This window comes from Buttiauxella sp. BIGb0552 (assembly GCF_004366275.1).
Lineage (GTDB): Bacteria > Pseudomonadota > Gammaproteobacteria > Enterobacterales > Enterobacteriaceae > Buttiauxella > Buttiauxella gaviniae.
Genome location: NZ_SODY01000006.1, coordinates 292961 through 314204 on the forward strand (window position 1 = coordinate 292961; position 21244 = coordinate 314204).

Consider the following 21244-nt stretch of genomic DNA (forward strand, 5'->3'; position numbering starts at 1 on the left):
GCATGAAAATTCTCTTCACCTTTCCCGGGCAGGGAACACAACGTGTTGGCATGTTGCAGGCATTACCGCAAGATGGCGACATTTTAGCGCGAGTTCGCACAGTTTTAGGCGATGAAACCGACTGGCTTGATGCCCCTGAATCCCTTAAGCATACCCGTGCAGTCCAACTCTGCTTGCTGATTGCAGGCGTTGCGTGGGCACAAGAACTTGAGAATAACGGCGTGCCGCCAGATATGGTCTGCGGGCTATCCATTGGTGCTTTTCCGGCGGCGGTTGTCGCAGGGGCGTTAGGTTTTGAAGATGCGCTGCGTTTAGTGGCATTGCGTGGTGATTTAATGGAGCAGGCGTACCCGCAAGGTTATGGCCTGACTGCAATCACCGGCCTGCAATTGAGCCAGGTTGAGCGGCTGGTGGAAGGTAGCGGAACGTTTATCGCTAATATTAACGCCGAGCAGCAAATCGTGATTGCCGGGCGCGATGACGAGATGGCTGCCGTGGCGCACAAAGCGCTGGCATCGGGTGCGCAAAAAGCCAAACAGCTGGCAGTTAGCGTGCCATCGCACTGCGAATTGCTGCATGAACCGGCACTCAAACTACAGCAGGCTTTTGCTGATGTAACACTGACTCGCCCGCGTTGTACTTACCTTAGCGGCAGCACCGCGCGCGTGCTATGGCAACCGGAACAGATCGCAGATGATCTGGCGCTAAATATGTCGCGCACCGTGCGCTGGCGCGATGCGATGATCGCCGCTAACGAACGCGATGTTCGTCTGGCAATCGAAATGCCGCCGGGAAGTGTGCTGACAGGTTTGACCCGCCAGGCATTCCGCGAAGGGGATATGTTGTGCCGTGAGCAAAGCAATGTAGCCTTGATTCAACGTCTTGCCGAGCGCGTTAAAGCGGCGCGTTAGGCGTATCTATAAACGAACGGGCGTACATGCGCCCTTCGGCGGCGAGCGCCAGCAAGTTTGGATCGAGTTCGCGGTTTCGGGCAAAGACAATCGCGATGGACTGCTGCATTTGATACGGCTCGGCAAGTTTGAGCAACTGCACCGAATTTTCATACACTTTCTTCATACGTCCCGGCATTAACGCCAGCCCCACACCCGCCTGCACCAGGCTTATCATCGAGAAAATATCGTTCACTCGCGTAACAATTTCTGGCTCAAAACCGGCAATGTGAAACGCTTCCTGGAAACCGTTGTAGGTGGCAAAACCTTCCGCGAGCGAAACAAACTTCTCATCACGATAATCACGTAAATCTGCCAGCTTGCTGGTATCGAGCGGGAAAGAAGAGGTCGCCGCGAGGAAAATATCGTCATGAAAAAGTGGGAGTACTTCAAGGCGGTTACGGTCGATTTCGCTTTCCGAAATAGAAATCAGAATTGCGTCGAGTACGCCGTCTTCGAGCATGTTGAGTAGCAATTGGTTGGAGCCCATGGTCAGGTCCATCTCCAGCTCAGGGCGACGCAGTTTCATCCCCATAATCAGGCGCGGAACGGTTTCGAGCGTCAACGAATAGAGCGTACCGATGCGCAATCGTCCTTGCCCAACCCCCGCTGCCTGGCGCGTTTCTGCAATACCCCGTGCCATCAATGCCACCGCTTCCTGGCTGTGTTCTAGCAGAGTGTAAGCCGACGGCAGTGGCACAAGGTTGCGGCCTTTATGGATAAACAGCGGACAGCGCACGCCTTCTTCAAGCGTATGCAACGCGCGATGGACGCTTACACCACTAATACCGAGCGTTTCAGCGGTACGGGCGATATTCCCCTTTTCCATAAACGCCATAAAAATCTCGAGTTTACGGAAGGTGATTTCTGCATCTATTTTCATTAAGTTTCCGAATGTTTCACCCAGCGAGATTGCCATAAAGTACCCTAAAACCGTTGCTGCTTCACTGACTCAGATCTTGTCTGTGCTCGCCTTGTTTCTGGCAGTCGCCATTTATCCTTCCGAAAATAGTTCATTAATCGTACGATTTTTGAGCGTAAAATTCTGCAATTTTGAGATCTCATCAGCAAAATGAATCAAAAGTTCTTTTTAAATAAAATAACGTTTCATTCTGCGTGGGTTTGGTGTGTAAATGATTTCCAAACGGAATAATACCGAACCGAAATCATGGATAAGGGAGTCTGAAGGATGCAGCATTTCAAACATGTTTTGCCAAAAATTTCGCTGGTTGCTACCGCCGTTGCGGCGACAATTTTACTGAGCGGATGTGGAGATGACGCAGCGCCAACAGGCCCTGTAGTCCTGAAAACAGCGTTTAACCAGTCTGAAAACAACCCACAATACAAAGCATTAGTCTCTTTCAGCGATAAACTGGAAGCGGCGACTAATGGCCGCTACAAACTTGAAATTCACCCTAACGAACTGTTAGGTGACCAGCGTGCTTCGCTGGAACTGGTTCAGTCTGGCGCGATTCAGATGGCGGTCGTCGCCAACCCACTGGTCGAAAACTTCAATAAAAACTTCTCTGTTCTGGCGATGCCGTACGTTTACGACAACCCGGAACATCAGCGCAAAGTGTTTACCTCTGGCGTGCTCGATAACCTGTTTGCTTCCACCAAAGGCACCGGTTTTGAAGTTATTACCGCGTACACAGCAGGCGCGCGAAGTATTTACACCAAAGGCGCCGCAGTCACCAGCCCGGCCGATATGCAGGGTAAAAAGATCCGTGTAATGCAGTCTGACACCATGATCAAAATGTTGTCTTGCATGGGCGGAACCGGTGTGCCGATGGGGCAAGGTGAAGTCTATTCAGCGATTCAGCAAGGCGTGCTGGATGGTGCTGAAAACAACGAGATCACTTATGCCGACCTGAAGCAGTACGAAGTTGCTCCGTATTTCTCAGCAACGCGTCATGTCATGGTGGCTGATTTGCTAGTCGCTAATGAAAACTTCATCGCCAAGATGGATGAAAGCGACCGCGAGCTGTTCCGCAAACTGGCTAAAGAGAGTACCCAGACTCAGTTTGAGCTGTGGGACAAAGCCCTTGATGGCGCACGCCAAACCGCGAAAGACAACGGCGCAGTCTTTACCGAAGTGGACATCAAACCATTCCAGGAACGTTGCAAACCGCTGCAATCAGCCATGTTGACCACCCCGGAACAAAAAGCGCTGTACGAAAAAATTCGTGAGATGGCCGAGTAATAAGGTTTGAAGTTTGGGGGATCTTCGGGTCCCCCGTGGAGATAAAAATGAAAGTTGCTCAATCCGCCCCCTCAGCACCCGCATCCAAATCTGATTTTTATTCGCTTGTCACACGAGTAAAACAGGCCGTGGATAAAGCTGCGTCTTATCTGTGTATTCTGATTGTTGGTTTAATGACGTTACTGGTGACCTGGCAGGTGGCGTCGCGTTATTTGTTTAATAGCCCGAGTGCGGTCAGTGAAGTACTGGCGCGTTATTTGTTTATCTGGCTGGTGCTGATTGGCGGGGCATATGTTTTTGGCCTGCGTGAGCATATGGCTATTACGTTTATGCGCGATAAAATGCCGCGTAAATTGCGCCTTTCTCTGGAAATTGTTGGCGAGTTAGCCACTTCAGTATTTGCATTACTGGTGCTGACTATCGGTGGTTATATCGGTATGAGCCGCCAGATGGCGCAGCTCGACTCCGCATTACAAATCCCTATCGGCATTATCTACATTGCGATTCCGCTGAGCGGTGCATTGACGCTGTTCTATTGTCTGTATAACCAATATGGGTTGTTCAGAAAGTTCTCTTCGAAACAAGATTGATTGGGTGTCGATATGGATATTGCAATTATTGTTGCTCTGGTGATGTTTAGCGGCGTATTTATTCTGCTGCTAGCGGGAACGCCAATTAGTATTAGTATTGGGATCTCATCCTTCGCCGCGATGTGTCTTATTTTACCGTTCGATGGCGCGATATTAACCTCTGCCCAGCGCGTCTTTGTCGGCCTCGACTCCTTTGCCTTATTAGCCATTCCCTTCTTTATTCTGGCCGGGAATTTAATGAACAATGGCGGGATAGCCATTCGTTTAATTAACTGTGCAAAATTGATCAGTAATTTCCTGCCGGGGCCTCTGGCGCAAACCAACGTCGTCGCCAACATGCTGTTTGGCTCCATCAGTGGTTCAGGCGTGGCATCTGCGGCAGCGGTCGGTGGCATCATGTCGCCAATTCAGAAAAAAGAGCAGTATGACCCGGCGTTTAGTGCCGCTGTGAATATCGCTTCTGCACCAACAGGTATGCTGATCCCACCTAGTAACTCTTTGATTGTTTATGCAACGGTTGCAGGCAGCGTGTCTATTTCCGCGCTGTTTATGGCGGGTTATGTGCCTGGCATTCTGTGGGGCCTGGGGGTGATGATTGTCGCCGGGGTTATTGCAAAACGCCGGGGTTATGTAGCCGACCGTTCTGCGGATAAAGGCAAAACGTTACGCATTCTGTTTGATGCAATTCCAAGCCTGATGATGATTGTTGTGGTTATCGGCGGCATTCTGGGGGGCGTGTTTACCGCAACAGAAGCCTCGGCAATTGCGGTGGTTTATTCGCTGGTGCTCGGCGTTATTTACCGCAATATCAAAATGGATGATTTGCCGAAGATATTCCTCGCGACCGCGAAAATGACGGCGATTGTTATTTTCATGCTGGCGGCATCGTCGATTATGTCGTGGGTCATGGCGTTTACCAAAATCCCTGCGCTGATTGCCTCCGGTTTACTTTCTGCAACAGATAGCTTCATCGTTATTCTGCTGATTATGAACCTGGTATTACTGCTGGTGGGCACCTTTATGGACCCAACACCTGCGGTATTAATCTTCACCCCAATCTTCCTGCCAATCTGCATGCAGTTTGGAATGGACCCGGTACATTTCGGTATCATGATGGTGTTCAACTTATCGCTTGGCACAATTACGCCGCCGGTAGGGCCAATATTATTTACCGGCTGTAAGGTGGGGGATATTAAGATTGAGCGCGTGATTAAACCGTTGCTGCCATTCTTTGCGGTGATTGCGATTGTTCTGATGATGGTAACCTATTTACCGGCTATCACCATGGCACTGCCACAGAGCATGGGTCTGGTTAAATAGATTAAAGTTGGCGGGGATTTTCCCCGCCAATCACTAATGCGCAGCTAATTCCTGGAAGAATGCAGGGTTAGCCTGGATAGTTGCCAGCACTTTTGCAGCAAGCCCGGTTGGGTTACGCCTTCCGGACTCCCAGCTTTTGATTGTATCAACGCTAGTACCAAGTGCCTTGGCCATCTCACTCTGCGATACATTCAGCTGTTCCCTGATTGCCTTAACATCAGCGATCTCATAACGGGTGACACGGGCGGGAGATTGAACGCCATTTTTAATGTCGACCGCTTCTTCAAGGGACGCTTTCAGGTCGTCAAAAAAGCTCATATCACACCTCGTTTTTCAGTATTTTCGTCAATTTCTTGAGAGAGTATCCAGCGAAAAGCCTTTCTTATGCAGCGAGGCAATAATTTCGGCTTTATGCCAGTGGGAAGATATCTAAAAGGGAATAGTTTGAATTACAGGGGCTTTTTGATTTCAAGTGCAGCAAGGATTGCGGCTTCCATTTTCTCCGGGGTGGAGATAGGAGCAAAACGCTTGAGTGGTTTGCCGTCGCGTCCGATCAGAAACTTAGTGAAGTTCCACTTTATTCGCCCACCCAGCACACCGGGTAATTCATTCTTCAGGTAACGAAACAACGGGTGCGTTGCTGCCCCGTTGACCTCCACTTTCTCGAACATCGGGAAGCTCACGCCGTAGTTGATATGACAGGTCTGCGCGATTTCGTCGGCGCCGCCGGGTTCCTGCTTACCGAACTGGTTGCAGGGGAAACCAAGCACCACCAGACCCTGGGCGGCGTACTTCTTGTAGAGTGCTTCAAGGCCTGCGTATTGTGGCGTGAAGCCACAATGGCTGGCGGTATTAACCACCAGAACCAGCTTGCCAGCGTAGTCAGCCATAGAGATGAGCTGGCCACGCAGACTGGTGGCAGTAAGTTGATGAAAGGTGGTCATGTCGGAATCCTCAGAGCAGAATCAGTTTGACGTTAGCATTGCCACGTAGCGTGTAGTAAATACGCGTTCTGCGTTTCATGGCAACGCCCCCCTTGTTTAAGGATAGCGTTGCATCGACCCGTTGAACTCACAGGACTTAAGCGACTGTCACTCCCTGATTATGCCTGTACTACCAAATCCATCGAAAGAACTATAAATCCTTCTCCTACAATTCCCTGGATAACGCTATTCACTAAAGCCAATGAATTAGAGGAAACACCGGGATTTGGTTCCCACGCCAAACCTGGTGGTTGCCCTGGGTATCTCAGTCTTAATCTAACCCCAGCCAACCCAACCAACTCCCAATCCCCCACCCATAACTCTTTCCAATATTTCCCCATAAACCACCCCCACATCACAATTTCGCTCAAAAACTATCACTGTCACCAATAGATTCGCCCTCGTTAATGCGTGACTGTAATCACATTAAGCCAGCGAATTATCATGAATCGGCCACTTTTTGTGGCGCATATCACTCTTGCCTCCGGGATTTCCACTTCAAAGTGGAAAACAACTCGCTACAAACCTCTAACCCTCGCCGATACCTTAGAGCCATATCAGTAAACGAGGTATGCAGTGTGAATAACGGAGCGGTAAAGGTTAATGACGCCGGAAGTACCGACGCCACACAACTTACGGAGCAAGTGTTGGCGTTTATCAGGACGCTGCTGGAAGGCCGAAACATCACGCCAAACGCAGTTCAGGAACAGATGCTGACATCCCACGTTCGCGCCATGGCGCACCGGTCACTGACCGGCGAACCGTTGCCAGAAGTTGAAGAAAGCCTATTCGAGGAAATTTCTGATGACTCTCTGGAAATGGCAAAAGCAGTCGTGGAGCAGTTTGGCAATCTGCCGGTTGAAGAGGCGTGGTTGCTGTCAGTGCATTTCGAAGTCGCGAAAGACAATCTTTGAATAATCAGGAGATTCAAATGGAACAAATTACCGTAGTGATCGGCGACCGCCTGGGTAAAGGCCAGAAAGTGGCAGCAGGGATTGAGAAAGCAGGCGGCCGTGCCGTGGTTATTCCTGGTGTTGCCGCAGATATGAAACTGGGCGATGTGATGAAAGCTGAAAATGCCACATTCGGCATCTCTTTTTGTGGCAGCGGCGGCGCAGGTGCCATCACCGCGCAAACCAAACATGGTTACAAAGCCAAATACGGCATGCGTTCAGTTGAAGAGGGCGTCACCGCCATCAACGAAGGCAACAACGTGCTGGGCTTCGGCTTTATGGATAAAGAAGAGCTGGGCGAGCGCTTAGTTCTGGCCTGGGCTAAGAAGTACGGTAACTAAGTATGAAAGAACACTTCTCCGAAACGGTGAGAGTGAAAGGTCGTGGCGACACGAAAGCCAAGGCCTTTGCTGATGCCCTGAATCATGTTCAGGGCTCGGTTATGAAGTCATCTCCCCACATTTTACTGCGTATTGAGCCACAGGATGTGCAGGTTGTTCAGGCGCGAGTACAGGTCAAGAAAGAGGCCTTTTTGTTCTTCTTTCTGAAACGTGAAAAACAGATGTTCAGCGTGGAGTTGGATGTTGCGGTCAGTGTGACGGCCATCAATATGGACAAAGTAGACTTCATCCCCCAATAAAATCACACAGAAAGGACAGACAGATGTTCTTAATTATATTAATAAAATCGCTGATCATCGGCGGTCTGGTTGGCGTTGGAGTGGGCGCCGGGGCTGCACGTATGTTTCATGCGCCGACCACGCAAGGTATGGGCGCTTTTCGTACCCTCGGCGAGCTGAACTCCTGCGAAGGCGACCCGGCTTCACACTTCTCATTTGGTTTAGGCTTCTTCTTCAACGCCTGGGCATCGTCCGTTGCGGCGGGTGCTTTCACTCAGGACGTTGACCACCGCATTATCCCACACTGGGGTGCGGCTGCGCTGATGATGAAAAATCGCAACGTGGCTGAGACCCTGCACGATCCGCGCAAGATGGCTGTCGCGTGCGGCATCATCGGCATGATTGTGGTGGCCTTCCTTAACACTACCGCGTCTGCCGTTCCCGCAGCATTACAGGTCACCGCAGTCAAAGTGCTGGTCCCTGCGGCGAACTTGCTGGTGACCATCATCATGCCAGTGATTTTCTGGCTGGCAGCGATTGATGCCGGTAAAAAATCAGGCTTCTGGGCGACTATTTTCGGTGGCTGTGCGCAACTGATTATGGGCAACGCCGTACCAGGCCTGGTGCTGGGCATCCTGATTGGTAAAGGCGTGGAAGAGAGCGGCTGGAACCACGTCACCAAAGTGATGATGGTGGCGATTATCGCGCTGTTTGTGCTGAGTGGCTTCTTCCGTGGCTTCGATATGAAGATGATCGAATCCTTCCATCTGACCGTGCCGGACTGGCTCAGTCTGATCCATAACTCGATGAGCGGAAAATAAGGGAGCCTGTGATGGAAACGAATAAAGGTTTTTGGTACGCCGACTGGTCATTCCCAATTTTCGTTGGCCTGCTTTCTTCCGGCGTGTTCGCCGGGACACACATGTATTACCTCTACGGCATTGGCGCATTCAACGAAGTGGCGTTTGTTTCCATGCTGCGTGCCGGGATTGATACCGGTGTGTATGGCGCAGTCGCCGCGTTTGGTGCCAGCTTCCTGTTTGCCCGCATCATTGAAGGTTCGCTGGTCGGGATTCTGGATATCGGCGGGGCGATTCAAACCGGCGTAGGTCTTGGCGTTCCGGCGTTGTTACTCGGCGCGGGCATTATCTTCCCGGTCGCAAACTTTGCGGCATCGCTGGTGACGGGGCTGGTGATTGGCCTGGCGATTGGTTATTTGATTATTCTGGCGCGTAAATTCACCGTCAACCAGAGCAACTCAACCTACGGGGCAGACGTCATGATGGGCGCGGGTAACGCATCCGGCCGCTTCCTTGGCCCGTTGATTATCCTCAGCGCAATGACCGCTTCTATTCCGATTGGTATCGGATCCTTGATTGGTTCTCTGCTGTTTTATCTGTGGAACAAGCCGATTACCGGCGGTGCGATTCTTGGCGCAATGCTGTTTGGGGCATTCTTCCCGATTGCTTTGTAGGCCGAAGCGGGGGCTGGAGATACCCGGGGCGATTTCAGGGCTTGGCATCCCTCCGGGAACCAATTCCCTGAACTTCCCCTAATAATCGGCTACGGGATCTTTCTGAAGGAGAAAACCATGTTCGACTTAATCCTGCGCAACGCGTGTCTGGTGGATGACACCGTTATCGACATCGCGCTCAAGGACGGAAAAATTGCCGCACTTGGCGAAATCATGGGTGAGGCGAAAGAAGTGCGCCAGCTCAATGGCGAATATTATGTCAGTGCAGGCTGGATTGATTCTCACGTCCACTGCTACCAAAAATCCCCGATTTATCACGACGACCCTGACAGCATCGGTATAAATACTGGCGTCACTACGGTTGTTGATGCCGGGAGCACGGGTGCTGATGATATTGATGAGTTTTACGAGCTGACTCGCAAAGCCACGACGGATGTTTACGCGTTACTGAACATTTCCCGCGTTGGGCTGATTGCGCAGAACGAACTGTCGGATATGGCGAATATCGACAAAGTCGCCGTGCGTGACGCGGTAAAGCGCCACCCTGGTTTTATCGTCGGCATCAAAGCGCGCATGAGCAGCAGCGTCGTCGGTGCCAACGGCATTAAACCGCTGGAGCGCGCGAAAGAAATTCAGCGCGAAAACGGTGATTTGCCGCTGATGGTACACATTGGTAATAACCCGCCAGACCTCGACGAAATTGCCGATTTGCTGACAACTGGCGACATCATTACCCACTGCTACAACGGCAAACCGAACCGCATTCTGACGCCTGCCGGTGAATTGCGAGCGTCCATTTCCAACGCTATACAACGTGGCGTACGTCTCGATGTGGGACACGGCTCCGCCAGTTTCAGCTTTGAAGTGGCGAAAATCGCCATCAGCAAAGGGATTCTGCCACACACCATTAGCTCCGATATTTACTGCCGCAACCGCATTAACGGCCCGGTGCATAGCCTTGGCGTGGTGATGTCTAAATTCCTCTCCATTGGTATGTCACTTCCACAAGTAATTGGTTGTGTTACCGCTCATGCCGCCGATGGTTTACGCCTGGCCAGTAAAGGGCGCTTGTCCGTTGGCCTTGATGGCGACCTGACCATTTTTACTCAACGCCGCCAGCCGACGGTCTTTACCGACTCAGAAAGCCAGACTCTCCAGGGTGAACAACTGCTGGTGGCACTTGCCGCCGTTCGCGCCGGGAAGTGGTTTGTTACCGAACAAGGGAAGGAAGAACATGTCTTCGATTTATGAGAAATACAATTTAAAACAAGTCATTAATGCCTCCGGCCGCATGACGGCGCTCGGTGTTTCTACCCCGCGCCCGGAAGTGGTCGAAGCTGTGACCACCGGCATGAATCATTACTTTGAAATGAAAGACCTGGTGAACAAAACCGGGGAATACATTGCTAAATTGCTCGATGTAGAAGGCGCGACAGTTGTCTCTTGTGCATCAGCGGGGATCGCGCAATCCGTGGCGGCTGTACTGGTAAAAGACAACGCCTGGCTGATTGAAAACTTGCACGCCGCACCCCTTCAAAACAACGAGATCGTGCTGCCGAAAGGCCACAACGTGAACTTCGGCGCACCGGTTGGCACCATGGTGAATCTCGGTGGCGGCAAAGTGGTTGAAGCGGGTTACGCCAACGAATGTTCAGCCGACCAACTGGCAGCGGCAATTTCCCCGCGCACCGCCGCCATTCTGTATATCAAATCGCACCACTCGGTACAGAAAAGCATGCTTAGCGTTGAGCAGGCCGTGGTCGTGGCGCGCAAACATAACCTGCCGCTGATTGTTGATGCTGCCGCAGAAGAAGATTTGCAGTGCTACTACCGTGCAGGTGCGGATCTGGTGATTTACAGCGGTGCGAAAGCGATTGAAGGGCCAACCAGCGGCCTGGTGATTGGTAAAGCGCAGTACGTTGAATGGGTGAAACTGCAAACCGGCGGCATTGGGCGCGCCATGAAAGTCGGCAAAGAGGGCATTCTTGGCCTGACCTGCGCCATCGAACACTATTTAACGGCAGCCAAAGAAAGCGGCGCACAGATGGTCGAAAAAATGACGCCGTTTATCGAGAGCCTCAACACCCTTGATGGCGTGAGTGCACGTGTAGTGTGGGATGCTGCAGGGCGAGATATTGCGCGTACCGAGATTAAGTTCGATGAAGCGGTTATCGGCATCAGCACCAGCGAGCTGGTGAGCGCGTTGAAACAGGGCGATTATGCGATTTTCTTCCGTGGCTACAAAGCCAACGAAGGGATTATCGAAGCCGATGTGCGTAGCGTCAGCCCGCAGCAGTTAGAGATCATTTATCACTGCATTAACGCACTGGTAAGCAAGGAGAAGCAGTCATGAAACTGACCCCGAATTTTTACCGCGACCGTGTATGCCTGAACGTGCTGGCTGGCTCGAAAGAGAACGCGAAAGAGATTTATGACGCCGCAGAAGGCCATGTGTTGGTCGGCGTGCTTTCTAAAAATTACCCGGATGTGGCAACTGCCGTGGCGGATATGCGCGAGTATGCGGCGCTTATCGACAATGCGTTGTCCGTTGGCCTCGGCGCGGGTGACCCAAACCAGTCGGCAATGGTGAGTGAAATCTCCCGCCATGTGCAGCCGCAGCATGTAAACCAGGTGTTTACCGGCGTGGGTGCAAGCCGCGCGTTGCTTGGGCAAAATGAAAGCGTGGTCAATGGCCTGGTTTCTCCAACGGGAATGGTAGGGATGGTGAAAATATCCACCGGTCCGCTAAGCTCAGTCTCCTCTGACGGGATTGTGCCGGTAGATACCGCTATCGCGTTGCTTAAAGATATGGGCGGCAGCTCAATCAAATATTTCCCGATGGATGGCCTGAAATACCGTGATGAGTTCCGCGCGGTAGCGCTGGCTTGTGCAAAACACGATTTCTGGCTGGAGCCGACTGGTGGGATCGATCTTGAGAACTACGAAGAAATCCTGAAGATCGCGCTGGATACGGGAGTGAGTAAGATCATTCCGCATATTTACAGCTCAATTATTGATAAAGCGAGCGGTAATACGCGTCCGGAAGATGTGCGTACTTTGCTGGATATGACGAAGAAGTTAGTTGGCTAAAACCTGATAACAATGAGGATCATCAATGCCCGCAACACAAACGCAATTCGCCTGGGTAGGTACCTACAACCCAAATGGTGAAGGAATTTACCGTTTTCATGTCGATGCCGAAACCGGTGCGCTGACCCGCAAAACGCTGGTCAGTAAACTGCCAAATGCCGCGCAGCTCACCGCCTCGAAAGAGGGTAAAACGCTGTATGTGGCATGCGAAACTGAAAACGGTGTGATTGCAGCATTGCGTGTTGGGGATGATGGCAATCTTACTGAACTTAATCAGGTTTCATCGGGCGGCGCGGGGGCGGTCTATCTCACGCTCACGCCGAACGAGCGGCATTTGCTGGTGGCGAATTACGGCAGCGGTTCCGTCGCCGTATTGCCCGTGAAGGGCGATGGCAACTTGGACCAGGCCACGGATATTCAACAGGATACGGGGCCTACTGGCGCCAAAAAACCAGAAGCCGCCGTGGAAGGCAGTTTTGCGGCCAGCGGCCACAGTGGCCCGCATGCACATATGATCGCCGCCGATCCCAGTGGTAAATTCGTCTTTACTACCGATCTTGGACTCGATCGGATCTATCAATATCGTTTCGATGAAACCCACGGCAAACTCACGCCAAACGATCCTCCCTTCATTGAGTCTTCATCGAAAGGATCCGGTCCGCGCCACTTTGTGTTCACCCCACAAGGGGATGGCCTGTGGCTGATTAACGAAGAGGCTTCTACGCTTACCACTACCAACTTGATGTAGTCAAAGGAACTCTAACCGAGGGCGAGAGCATTTCCTCACTACCTAAGGGGTTCAAAGGAACCAACTTTGCTGCGGGTCTGGTGCTAAGTAGAGACGGGAAACAGCTATATGTGGCGAACCGTTTGCACAACAGCATCGGCCATTTCAGCGTTGCCGCGAATGGCAGGCTGGAGCTTGTGGAGCACGTCTGGACGCGGGGTGATTACCCGCGCACGCTAACGCTCGGCCATAATGAAAAGTATCTGTACGTGATGAATCAGCGCAGCGATAACATCGCGCGTTTTAGCGTGGCGCAGCCGACTGGAAAACTGAATTTTGTTGAGGATTACATTGCGGTTGGCAGCCCGTCACAGATGGTTTTGACAGGTGCTGCGCCCGATTAACGAAAGGAAACGGCAGTGAGATTCCCAAACCAACGTCTGGCCCAACTGTTTGAAATGCTGCAAAACGAGACGCTGCTCCAGGATGAACTGGCGCGGCGATTATCGGTTTCTACCCGCACCGTGCGCGCGGATATCACCGCTTTAAATGCGCTGATGGTCGGGCATGGCGCGCAGTTTGTCCTCAATCGCGGAGCGGGGTATCAGCTCAATATTGCAGATCCGGCGCTGTATGAAGAACTCCAGCAGCAGCCTTCACGCCAGCTGCGTATTCCGCGCAACTCACCGGAGCGTGTGCGCTATCTGGTAGTTCGTTTTCTGACGTCTGCCTTCTCATTAAAACTCGAGGATCTGGCCGAGGAGTGGTTTGTTAGCCGTGCGACATTGCAAAGCGATATGGCTGAGGTTCGTGATTGGCTGGCGCGCTACAACCTGACGATTGAAACCCGCCCGCGCCACGGAATGAAGCTGTTTGGCAGTGAAATGTCGGTGCGTGCTTGTCTGACCGATCTACTTTGGAAACTCACGCAGGAAGATTGCGAAAATCCACTGCTGACTGAAGAAGTGCTCAATGCAGGCGTGCCAGAACAACTGGCGGCAGAACTGCACAATTGTTTTACGCGCTGCCGTATCCGCCTGACTGACGAAGGTGAACAGTTTATCCGTTTATATTGCGCCGTTGCGGTTCGCCGTATCAGCGAAGGTTACCCGCTGCCGGAATTTAGCGCCGACAATGTAGACGAAGCTGTGCGTGAAGCCGCAAAACAAATCACCGTACTGTTACAGAAGCTTGCCGGTAAAGCGCTTTCCGAGGCGGAAGAACAATGGCTGCAAGTTCATATTGCCTCGCGCCAGGTACAAGCGGTAGCGGCGAGCGCTATCAGTGCTGACGACGATGAAGCGCTGGTGAATTACATTCTGAGCTTTATCAACAACAACTATAACTACAACCTACTAACCGATAAGCAGCTTCATGCTGATTTGCTCACGCATATCAAAACTATGATTACCCGTGTGCGCTATCAGATAAATATTCCTAATCCCCTGCTAGGCAATATTAAACAGCACTACCCGATGGCTTATGACATGACGCTTGCGGCGGTGTCGAGCTGGGGGAAATACACGCCTTATGTGATTAGCGAAAACGAAATTGGTTTCCTGGTGCTGCATATTGGGGTGGGGCTTGAGCGGCACTACAACATTGGTTATCAGCGCCATCCACGCGTGCTGTTGGTTTGTGATACCGGGAACTCAACGGTACGCATGATTCAGGCGATGCTGCTGCGTAAATATCCCCAAATTGAGGTCACGCGGATCATTTCCCTGCGAGATTATGAACAACTCGACGGCGTGGAAGAGGATTTTGTTATTTCCACGGCGCGCATTAGCGATAAACAAAAGCCCACTGTGGTGGTGGCGCCATTCCCGACAGAGTATCAACTTGAGCAGTTGGGCAAACTGGTGCTGGTGGACCGCACGCGCCCATACATGCTGGAAAAATTCTTTGATGCCAGCCATTTCCGCGTTGTTGATGAGCCGATGACTCAGCAGGAGTTGTTCAGCACGCTTTGCCAGCAGCTTGAAGGAGAAGGCTATGTTGCGGCTGATTTTTATCCGTCTGTGGTCGAGCGCGAGGCTATTGTCAGCACCGTGCTGGGTGAGGGGATTGCACTGCCTCACTCATTGGGGCTGATGGCGAACAAAACCGTGGTGTACACCGTGCTTGCACCACAAGGTATTCGCTGGGGAGATGAGACGGCGCACGTCATCTTCCTGCTAGCAATCAGCAAAAGTGAGTATGAAGAGGCGATGGCGATTTACGATCTGTTTGTCACGTTTCTGCGCGAAAGGGCGATGCCGCGTTTACGCGATAGTAAGAATTTTGAGGAGTTTAAAGCCGTGGCAATGGATTGTTTGAGCAGGTTTTAAGGGGAGTAGCCTCTCCCGTATGGGAGTGGTCTCTTGGTCACAACTCACCCGGGCATTTTGTTAGGGTGAGATCTTTGAGCCTCGTTGATTTTCCGTTCACCTGTGCGTTCAGTTATCTCTTTCATTCCTGCAAACGGTGAACGTGCCAGTGGGATAACGACATCCCCCTGGCGACCCCGTCGCCCGGTGATTAAATTGCCGCTGCGCGGTAAACCCCAGCTTATCCCCAACATCAGGGCCGTTCGCGACACGTTCCCGACGATCGCTCACTGGCGCCGTTCCCGACGGCGCCACCCTGACTTATGGAGAACACTGGGGCAATTTATACCGGGAACAAGGTCAAAACCGGCTCGGTGTGGTTTTTATCCTTTGACGTTGACCTTTGGTTCCGGCTTCAATCGCCTCCATTTTGACTCCAGGTGGCAGGGTCCAGCCGTCGGGAACGGCTGGAGGGCGCGATCGTCGGGAACGAATCGCAACCGACCCTGACACGGAGGCAAAATGGAGGTTTACCGCTTGCGGCGATTGATTTGCCGGGAGTCCGGGTTCTTAGGGTGGCGACGGCGGCCACCCTAAGACGTTCACCGGTACAGTGGCTATATGAAACACGGAATATCGGGTGAACGGAACTGTCTCGCGACTCACAGAGATATGACCAAGAGACAGCTTCCGTGGAGGATTACTTCAGCATCGTAAACGCGGTCGTCACATGCTTCACACCGCTGACGCGGCTGGCAATATCTGCCGCAGCTTTGGCTTCTCTGTCAGTGACTAAACCTAACAGGAACACTTCGCTGTTCTCGGTAGTGACTTTCACATTCGTCGATTTTACCTGGTCGCTTGCCAGCAGTTGCGAGCGCACTTTGGTCGTTATCCAGGTATCGTTAGACGCCGTTCCCAGGCCAATTGGCGCCATGTTACGGATTTCGTTATACACCTCTGTGGTGCCATCAACGCCTAACGCAATCTGTTTGGCACGCGATGAGAGTTCGGAGTTAGGCGACTGCCCAACCAACAGTACTTTGCCTTGGTACGCACTCACGTTGATACGCGTTTCTTTCTTGATTTGCTCGTCTTTGCCGAGCGCGCTATTTACGCGCAATTCCAGCGTACCATCATCAACCTGAGTACCGACTGTGCGCGGATCTGTCGCCGTTTTAGTGGCGACTGCTGCGGTACCCACGACTGCGGCAGCAACACATCCTTGTAGAAGTAGTGCGGTAATAAGGACTGCAAGTGGCTTATATGCCTTCATCTGTACTCCTTAATCGTCCTGGTGAGGGAATAACGTATTATCAATCAGATCGCATAAGCAGTTTACCGTCAGCATATGCATTTCCTGAATGCGCGCGCTGCGGTGAGAAGGGATGCGAATTTCCACATCCTGTGGCCCTAATAGCCCGGCCAATTCCCCGCCATCGTAACCAGTTAGTGCAACAATAGTCATATCGCGCGTGACGGCGGCTTCTACCGCTTTGACGATATCACGACTGTTTCCGCGGGTCGAAATGGCGAGTAAAACATCACCGGTTTGACCGAGGGCACGTACTTGTTTTGCATACACTTCTTCGTGTAAACGATCATTTGCGATCGCGGTTAAGACCACATTATCAGCATTAAGTGCAATAGCAGGTAAACTCGGTCGCTCAGTTTCAAAGCGGTTGATCATACTGGCGGCAAAATGTTGGGCGTTGGCCGCAGACGTGCCGTTGCCACAGCAAAGGATTTTATTGCCGTTAAGCAGAGACTGAACCAGTGTCATTGCTGCACGGGAGATAGCATCTGGCAGAGCTTCCGCTGCGGCAATCTGGGTTTGAATACTTTCCGTGAAGCAGACTTTGATTCTTTCGAGCACGTTAGTTTACCTGGTTACTTTAAACATCTGCGGTGAACGCGTTGGTTAACCACTCTATTTCATTGCCGGTGAAGGCTAACACATCGAAACGGCAATCCACAGTATCAAAACTTCCTGATGTGCGGGCTAACCAATACGAAGCAGTGTGTAATAATTTTTGTTGCTTACGGCGAGTGATGCTTGCGGCGGCATCACCGAAGTGGTTTGAGCGGCGGTATCGCACTTCTACGAAGACGATAACGCTGCCGTGTTTCATGATGAGGTCGATTTCGCCACCGCGAGAATGGACGTTTGCGGCGATGAAACGCAGTCCATTGCGTTCAAGAAAGCGGCGCGCTTCTAATTCGTAGCGCGCGCCAGCTTGTTGTCGGGTCAGGATGCCGGAACGATTTGACCTTGACTGAATTGCAGCCAATTTAACTTCCTGTTAATGACACAATCCTGGGTTGCAGAAAGCGTGCCGGTATTGCCATTCACCTGATAGCCAGGGACCTGGCGGATTTGAGAGAAGTGATTTGCCAGTGACCACGCGTCCACGCCCATGGCGTAAAGACGTGCCAGTGAGTAATCGTTATTTACGCTACCCAGTGCTTGCTGCATCAGCGATGGATTATTGCCGGCAAGCATCGGGATTTCACTGAACTGCAAACCTTCCATTTCCAGACGGAAATCCGGGCCACTTACACCCTGAGAGCTACGCGAGCTGGCATACAGTTGCGCTGGGCTGCGGCTACCAGTACGCATGGCGATCATTGGTTTGATCAATGCGACTTCGTCTGACGTTGCAACGATGTAGGCTGCATCTACGCCGCCGGAAGTACCACCCGTAATTTGTGCATCTGTTGGTGGAGCCGGAATTGTCAGCCCACCAATGGTCACAGCTTCCGGTTGAGCGGCTGCGGCGTTAACCGGAGTGCCGCTCAGCGCGATACCTGAACCGCTGTTAATCCCTTGTTTTAGCTCAGCAGTTGAACCGAACTTCTGCTGTAGTACCGTGCCACCACCGAGTTTCAGCCATTCATCGGCAAAAGCTTTAGTGACGCGATCGCCGAGGGCGCTACGCGGAACCAACAATAGCGGAGCACGGTGGCCTTGCTGCCAGATATGGTCGGCTGCATCACGCGCTTCATCTTCTGGCGACAGGGCGAAATAGCAGATATTTGCACGGTTCTGCACGTTTTCTGGTTGGTTAAGCGCCAGGATATTCAACGGGGAAGTTGTCGTTGCTAACTGATCGACGTTGTTTTTAAGCAATGGACCGACAACAATCGTTGCGCCATCTTGCTGGGCCTGAGCGAGTATCTGAGCCAGCGGTTGTGTGGTGGTGTCGTAGACTTTAATTTCCGCAGCCGGATTGGCTGGAGCTGCGGCAGCGGCAGCTGGCTGTGTTTGCGCAGCCGCTTGCGGGGCCGGAGCTGTTGGCGTTGCGTCAGGCTGTTGAGTTAAATCATCAACCGATGCCGCAGCCGGGCTTGCAACCATATTTGGATCCGCAGGTTTCGGCAATGCGGCCTGAGTGGTGTCAACCGGTTGCCCGTTGGTATCAGCAACCTGCGCCGGAGCCGTAGTCTGTGCGACTGGTGCGGAGCCCATATTTTTCGCCGCTTCAAAACCTTGCTGGATAGTGCGACCAAATACAGCGGCCTGGCCACTTAATGGCAGCAACAGGGCGATTTTTTCAGTAGAGGCAGGTTTGTAATTCTGCATATTACTGAGCTGAGCTGGCAGCGTTTTCGCACCTGGGTTTTGCGGGTAACGCGTTTGCCAGTCTTTAATACCGGCTTTCAGCATTTCGGGATCGTTACGGTTATCGTTCCAGACGCGTTGCAGATCCAGCCAGCCTTGCAGCGTGTTTTCGTCGGCATTAATGACCAGCGAATTCATCTGCTCCGGGGTCATCTGAGACAGTGCCTGCCATGTACCGTCGATATTCTTCTGATGCGCAGGGCCAGTCAGCATTGGCTCTTGTGCAATATACGCGCGCAGCAGGTCAAGCGACGGGCGGTTCTGGCTTGCGTCGATAACCGCCTGGTAGTAGCGAGTCTGCTGGTTTTTATTGAGTGTAGAAAGCTCGATTTTGCTCAGGCGCGCGTTGGCGTCAGCAAAATCCTTCTGGGCAACTTTCACCTCGACTGCTAGTAACTTCTGCTCACGCACCTGTTCTTCATTCATCTCTTTTGGCAGTTGATTGTAGAGATCAACGGCTTGCTGAGTTTTGCCTTCTTTTAACAGCGCATGAATGGCGAGTAATTGCCAGGTGGTCTTGCTATCATCGCTACTTTGCTGCATTTGTTGCAGGTAATACGCTGAATCAGCAGTCGCCTCGCCCTGAACATGGGCAGCAGACTGGTCTGGTGCTTTAGTTGTACAGCCGGCGAATATGAGCGCGGCCAACATAACAGGCAGACAACGCCCGGCTTTAGAACGAATAAATTTAGACGGTACCATTCTGTATCCAGTGTAATTTTTATCTCAGTGTTCAATATTAAATCGGCAATACGGATGAAACAATGAAACAACTCGAAACGGCGGCTATTTCTGCCAGCACGCTCTACATCGTTCCGACACCCATCGGTAACCTCGGCGATATCACACAGCGGGCATTAGCCGTGTTGCAAAGCGTTGACCTGATTGCCGCCGAAGATACTCGCCATACCGGTTTGCTGCTGCAACATTTTGCGATTAATGCGCGAATGTTCGCATTGCACGATCATAACGAGCAACAAAAAGCAGAAACCCTGCTGGCAAAGCTGCAAGAAGGGCAAAGCATCGCGCTCGTGTCTGATGCAGGAACGCCATTAATTAACGATCCTGGTTACCATCTGGTGCGTGCGTGTCGCGAAGCTGGTATTCGCGTGGTGCCGCTGCCAGGTCCATGTGCCGCGATTGCTGCATTAAGTGCAGCTGGTTTGCCTTCTGACCGCTTCTGCTACGAAGGTTTTCTTCCTGCAAAATCCAAAGGCCGTCGCGATGCACTCAAAGCCATTGAGCAAGAACCACGTACGCTCATCTTCTATGAGTCTACGCATCGCCTGCTCGATAGTTTAGACGATATATGCGCTGTGCTCGGTGAATCACGCTATGTGGTGCTGGCGCGCGAGCTGACGAAAACCTGGGAATCGATTCACGGCGCACCGATTGGTGAGCTGGCTGCCTGGGTTAAAGAAGATGAAAACCGCCGCAAAGGTGAGATGGTGTTGATTGTCGAAGGCTTCAAAGCCCCTGTCGATGACGCACTGCCAGCCGATGCGCTGCGCACTCTGGCTCTGCTGCAAACCGAACTGCCTCTGAAAAAGGCTGCAGCACTGGCGGCTGAAATTCACGGTGTGAAGAAAAATGCACTGTATAAATATGCTTTAGAAAACAGCGAGAAATAGCGTTTCCCGAGCAGGCTCGCACTCTGTCATTACAGGTATCAGTATTGTTAGTGTGGTTTAAATAAGCGATGGTAGTTTGCTCATACTTTAGTCTGTTCAGGATGAGCAAATTATGCCGGTGTTGATTCGTGGGGATTCAAACATGATAGTGATGCCTCTTTCTTATAGTGCCTCAGCGATTGCGCGTTCGTTTGAAGTGATTGAAGAAATAACCATCGCTGAAAAGCGTTACCTTATTATCTTCGATAAAAAAACACCTCGCGCTTCTATTGTGAAAGCTGAATTAGAAGATGTGAGTGGCGAGCCCCGGCATGTTGCCGTTGCTATGTTGGAATTGAACAACCAAAAAGCTATTGGTGATAATGTCATTTCAGTAGAGCGCTTTTGGGAAGATTCAAGCGTACTTCAAGTGGAAGGCGTTTGTGTTGATAGGCGCTATCAGGAACTTGGCTTCGCTACGCAATTATATGAAGCTTTGGTTCTCAAATGCGGTGTCATTTTAATGAGTGATAATACACAGTATGAAGGCGGGAAAGCTTTGTGGCAGAAGATTGCGAAAAGTTCGAATGCTCTGTCCGTATTCATTCTCGACTCCGATGCAGGCCTCTTTTTCCCTTATGACGGGACGAAAGCTATTTATGATGGGATCAGCATCCCTGAAGAAAAAATCTGGAGTGTTCATCCAGATGTTGAGCATTTTGGTATCGTGCTGATTGCTGAAGATAAGCGCAAAATCGAGACCCTAACATTCTCAAATTAATAAACCCGCTTTC

At 51.7% G+C, this 21244-nt stretch carries 22 protein-coding genes and 1 pseudogene; 16 read left to right on the plus strand and 7 right to left on the minus strand.

Annotation, left to right across the window (positions count from 1 at the left end; translation table 11 throughout):
- Nucleotides 1-2 precede the first annotated feature (2 nt).
- On the plus strand, nucleotides 3-911 hold the full coding sequence (gene mdcH, locus EDF88_RS18490) for a malonate decarboxylase subunit epsilon (RefSeq protein ID WP_134186305.1): 909 nt from the start codon (nucleotides 3-5) through the stop codon (nucleotides 909-911).
- On the opposite strand, the gene EDF88_RS18495 is transcribed toward mdcH, so the two are convergent.
- A complete protein-coding gene (locus tag EDF88_RS18495; protein ID WP_064561978.1) occupies nucleotides 895-1833 on the minus strand; it encodes a LysR family transcriptional regulator in 939 nt (312 codons plus the stop codon). The two genes, mdcH and EDF88_RS18495, sit on opposite strands and share 17 nt — an antisense overlap.
- A gap of 306 nt (nucleotides 1834-2139) precedes the next feature.
- Here EDF88_RS18495 and EDF88_RS18500 point away from each other — a divergent pair, with 306 nt between their 5' ends.
- From EDF88_RS18500 to EDF88_RS18510, 3 genes are read left to right on the plus strand one after another with little or no spacing between them, the layout of a single operon-like run.
- A complete protein-coding gene (locus EDF88_RS18500; protein ID WP_064515842.1) occupies nucleotides 2140-3153 on the plus strand; it encodes a TRAP transporter substrate-binding protein in 1014 nt (337 codons plus the stop codon).
- A gap of 47 nt (nucleotides 3154-3200) precedes the next feature.
- Nucleotides 3201-3743 (plus strand): TRAP transporter small permease, encoded by a 543-nt coding sequence (locus EDF88_RS18505; protein WP_134186306.1) that lies wholly within the window; start codon nucleotides 3201-3203, stop codon nucleotides 3741-3743.
- Nucleotides 3744-3755: 12 nt separating this feature from the next.
- Nucleotides 3756-5063: a TRAP transporter large permease gene (locus tag EDF88_RS18510; protein ID WP_064515848.1), complete on the plus strand. Its 1308-nt coding sequence runs from the start codon at nucleotides 3756-3758 to the stop codon at nucleotides 5061-5063.
- Between the two features lie 33 nt (nucleotides 5064-5096).
- Here EDF88_RS18510 and nadS read toward each other — a convergent pair whose 3' ends face one another.
- Nucleotides 5097-5381: a NadS family protein gene (gene nadS, locus EDF88_RS18515; protein ID WP_134186308.1), complete on the minus strand. Its 285-nt coding sequence runs from the start codon at nucleotides 5379-5381 to the stop codon at nucleotides 5097-5099.
- A gap of 131 nt (nucleotides 5382-5512) precedes the next feature.
- A complete protein-coding gene (locus tag EDF88_RS18525) occupies nucleotides 5513-6007 on the minus strand; it encodes a glutathione peroxidase (RefSeq protein WP_134186310.1) in 495 nt (164 codons plus the stop codon).
- A gap of 617 nt (nucleotides 6008-6624) precedes the next feature.
- Here EDF88_RS18525 and EDF88_RS18530 point away from each other — a divergent pair.
- The 10 genes and pseudogenes from EDF88_RS18530 (at nucleotide 6625) to EDF88_RS18575 (ending at nucleotide 15239) form a co-directional block, all read left to right on the plus strand.
- Nucleotides 6625-6960 carry a glycine dehydrogenase gene (locus EDF88_RS18530; RefSeq protein ID WP_064515854.1) on the plus strand — a complete coding sequence of 112 codons (336 nt, stop codon included), beginning with the start codon at nucleotides 6625-6627 and terminating at the stop codon, nucleotides 6958-6960.
- Nucleotides 6961-6977: 17 nt separating this feature from the next.
- Nucleotides 6978-7340, plus strand: a complete 363-nt coding sequence (locus EDF88_RS18535; RefSeq protein ID WP_064515856.1) for an SFCGS family glycine-rich protein — start codon at nucleotides 6978-6980, stop codon at nucleotides 7338-7340.
- Nucleotides 7341-7342: 2 nt separating this feature from the next.
- Entirely contained in the window at nucleotides 7343-7639 is a 297-nt protein-coding gene (locus tag EDF88_RS18540; protein ID WP_134186314.1) for a DUF4312 family protein, read from the plus strand.
- A gap of 23 nt (nucleotides 7640-7662) precedes the next feature.
- The gene (locus EDF88_RS18545; protein ID WP_064515860.1) at nucleotides 7663-8439 is read left to right on the plus strand and encodes a DUF4311 domain-containing protein; all 777 of its coding nucleotides are present in this window, start codon (nucleotides 7663-7665) and stop codon (nucleotides 8437-8439) included.
- An 11-nt stretch (nucleotides 8440-8450) separates the two neighbouring features.
- Entirely contained in the window at nucleotides 8451-9092 is a 642-nt protein-coding gene (locus EDF88_RS18550; protein ID WP_134186316.1) for a DUF4310 family protein, read from the plus strand.
- A gap of 117 nt (nucleotides 9093-9209) precedes the next feature.
- Entirely contained in the window at nucleotides 9210-10343 is a 1134-nt protein-coding gene (locus EDF88_RS18555; RefSeq protein WP_134186318.1) for an amidohydrolase/deacetylase family metallohydrolase, read from the plus strand.
- Entirely contained in the window at nucleotides 10327-11445 is a 1119-nt protein-coding gene (locus EDF88_RS18560; protein WP_134186320.1) for a DgaE family pyridoxal phosphate-dependent ammonia lyase, read from the plus strand. The genes EDF88_RS18555 and EDF88_RS18560 overlap by 17 nt, the downstream gene beginning before the upstream one ends.
- Nucleotides 11442-12182, plus strand: coding sequence for a KDGP aldolase family protein (locus tag EDF88_RS18565; RefSeq protein ID WP_134186322.1), 741 nt, complete (start codon nucleotides 11442-11444; stop codon nucleotides 12180-12182). Before EDF88_RS18560 ends, EDF88_RS18565 begins: the two co-directional genes overlap by 4 nt.
- Before the next feature lie 25 nt (nucleotides 12183-12207).
- Nucleotides 12208-13313 (plus strand): annotated as a pseudogene (locus tag EDF88_RS18570) (lactonase family protein).
- A 15-nt stretch (nucleotides 13314-13328) separates the two neighbouring features.
- Nucleotides 13329-15239, plus strand: a complete 1911-nt coding sequence (locus EDF88_RS18575; RefSeq protein ID WP_134186324.1) for a PRD domain-containing protein — start codon at nucleotides 13329-13331, stop codon at nucleotides 15237-15239.
- Nucleotides 15240-15918: 679 nt separating this feature from the next.
- Here EDF88_RS18575 and dolP read toward each other — a convergent pair.
- Genes dolP through EDF88_RS18595 form a run of 4 tightly spaced genes read right to left on the minus strand, consistent with a single transcriptional unit; the run spans nucleotide 15919 to nucleotide 19542 of the window.
- Nucleotides 15919-16494, minus strand: a complete 576-nt coding sequence (gene dolP, locus EDF88_RS18580; RefSeq protein ID WP_064515872.1) for a division/outer membrane stress-associated lipid-binding lipoprotein — start codon at nucleotides 16492-16494, stop codon at nucleotides 15919-15921.
- 9 nt (nucleotides 16495-16503) lie between these two features.
- Nucleotides 16504-17094: a DnaA initiator-associating protein DiaA gene (gene diaA / locus EDF88_RS18585; RefSeq protein ID WP_034461282.1), complete on the minus strand. Its 591-nt coding sequence runs from the start codon at nucleotides 17092-17094 to the stop codon at nucleotides 16504-16506.
- A 19-nt stretch (nucleotides 17095-17113) separates the two neighbouring features.
- Nucleotides 17114-17509 carry a YraN family protein gene (locus EDF88_RS18590; protein WP_064515874.1) on the minus strand — a complete coding sequence of 132 codons (396 nt, stop codon included), beginning with the start codon at nucleotides 17507-17509 and terminating at the stop codon, nucleotides 17114-17116.
- Complete coding sequence (locus EDF88_RS18595) at nucleotides 17467-19542, minus strand: penicillin-binding protein activator (protein WP_134186326.1); 2076 nt, start codon at nucleotides 19540-19542, stop codon at nucleotides 17467-17469. The genes EDF88_RS18590 and EDF88_RS18595 overlap by 43 nt, the downstream gene beginning before the upstream one ends.
- 62 nt (nucleotides 19543-19604) lie before the next feature.
- On the opposite strand from EDF88_RS18595, the gene rsmI reads away from it, so the two are divergent.
- Together rsmI and EDF88_RS18605 are read left to right on the plus strand one after the other, a co-directional pair.
- On the plus strand, nucleotides 19605-20471 hold the full coding sequence (gene rsmI / locus EDF88_RS18600) for a 16S rRNA (cytidine(1402)-2'-O)-methyltransferase (RefSeq protein WP_064515879.1): 867 nt from the start codon (nucleotides 19605-19607) through the stop codon (nucleotides 20469-20471).
- 112 nt (nucleotides 20472-20583) lie between these two features.
- Entirely contained in the window at nucleotides 20584-21231 is a 648-nt protein-coding gene (locus tag EDF88_RS18605; protein ID WP_166671993.1) for a hypothetical protein, read from the plus strand.
- Nucleotides 21232-21244: the final 13 nt, after the last annotated feature.

Coding starts and splice junctions, on each gene's coding strand:
- mdcH (WP_134186305.1), top strand. CDS start 3: ATGAAAATTCTCTTCACCTTTCCCGGGCAGGGAACACAACGTGTTGGC.
- EDF88_RS18495 (WP_064561978.1), bottom strand. CDS start 1,833: ATGAAAATAGATGCAGAAATCACCTTCCGTAAACTCGAGATTTTTATG.
- EDF88_RS18500 (WP_064515842.1), top strand. CDS start 2,140: ATGCAGCATTTCAAACATGTTTTGCCAAAAATTTCGCTGGTTGCTACC.
- EDF88_RS18505 (WP_134186306.1), top strand. CDS start 3,201: ATGAAAGTTGCTCAATCCGCCCCCTCAGCACCCGCATCCAAATCTGAT.
- EDF88_RS18510 (WP_064515848.1), top strand. CDS start 3,756: ATGGATATTGCAATTATTGTTGCTCTGGTGATGTTTAGCGGCGTATTT.
- nadS (WP_134186308.1), bottom strand. CDS start 5,381: ATGAGCTTTTTTGACGACCTGAAAGCGTCCCTTGAAGAAGCGGTCGAC.
- EDF88_RS18525 (WP_134186310.1), bottom strand. CDS start 6,007: ATGACCACCTTTCATCAACTTACTGCCACCAGTCTGCGTGGCCAGCTC.
- EDF88_RS18535 (WP_064515856.1), top strand. CDS start 6,978: ATGGAACAAATTACCGTAGTGATCGGCGACCGCCTGGGTAAAGGCCAG.
- EDF88_RS18540 (WP_134186314.1), top strand. CDS start 7,343: ATGAAAGAACACTTCTCCGAAACGGTGAGAGTGAAAGGTCGTGGCGAC.
- EDF88_RS18545 (WP_064515860.1), top strand. CDS start 7,663: ATGTTCTTAATTATATTAATAAAATCGCTGATCATCGGCGGTCTGGTT.
- EDF88_RS18550 (WP_134186316.1), top strand. CDS start 8,451: ATGGAAACGAATAAAGGTTTTTGGTACGCCGACTGGTCATTCCCAATT.
- EDF88_RS18555 (WP_134186318.1), top strand. CDS start 9,210: ATGTTCGACTTAATCCTGCGCAACGCGTGTCTGGTGGATGACACCGTT.
- EDF88_RS18560 (WP_134186320.1), top strand. CDS start 10,327: ATGTCTTCGATTTATGAGAAATACAATTTAAAACAAGTCATTAATGCC.
- EDF88_RS18565 (WP_134186322.1), top strand. CDS start 11,442: ATGAAACTGACCCCGAATTTTTACCGCGACCGTGTATGCCTGAACGTG.
- dolP (WP_064515872.1), bottom strand. CDS start 16,494: ATGAAGGCATATAAGCCACTTGCAGTCCTTATTACCGCACTACTTCTA.
- EDF88_RS18595 (WP_134186326.1), bottom strand. CDS start 19,542: ATGGTACCGTCTAAATTTATTCGTTCTAAAGCCGGGCGTTGTCTGCCT.
- rsmI (WP_064515879.1), top strand. CDS start 19,605: ATGAAACAACTCGAAACGGCGGCTATTTCTGCCAGCACGCTCTACATC.
- EDF88_RS18605 (WP_166671993.1), top strand. CDS start 20,584: ATGCCGGTGTTGATTCGTGGGGATTCAAACATGATAGTGATGCCTCTT.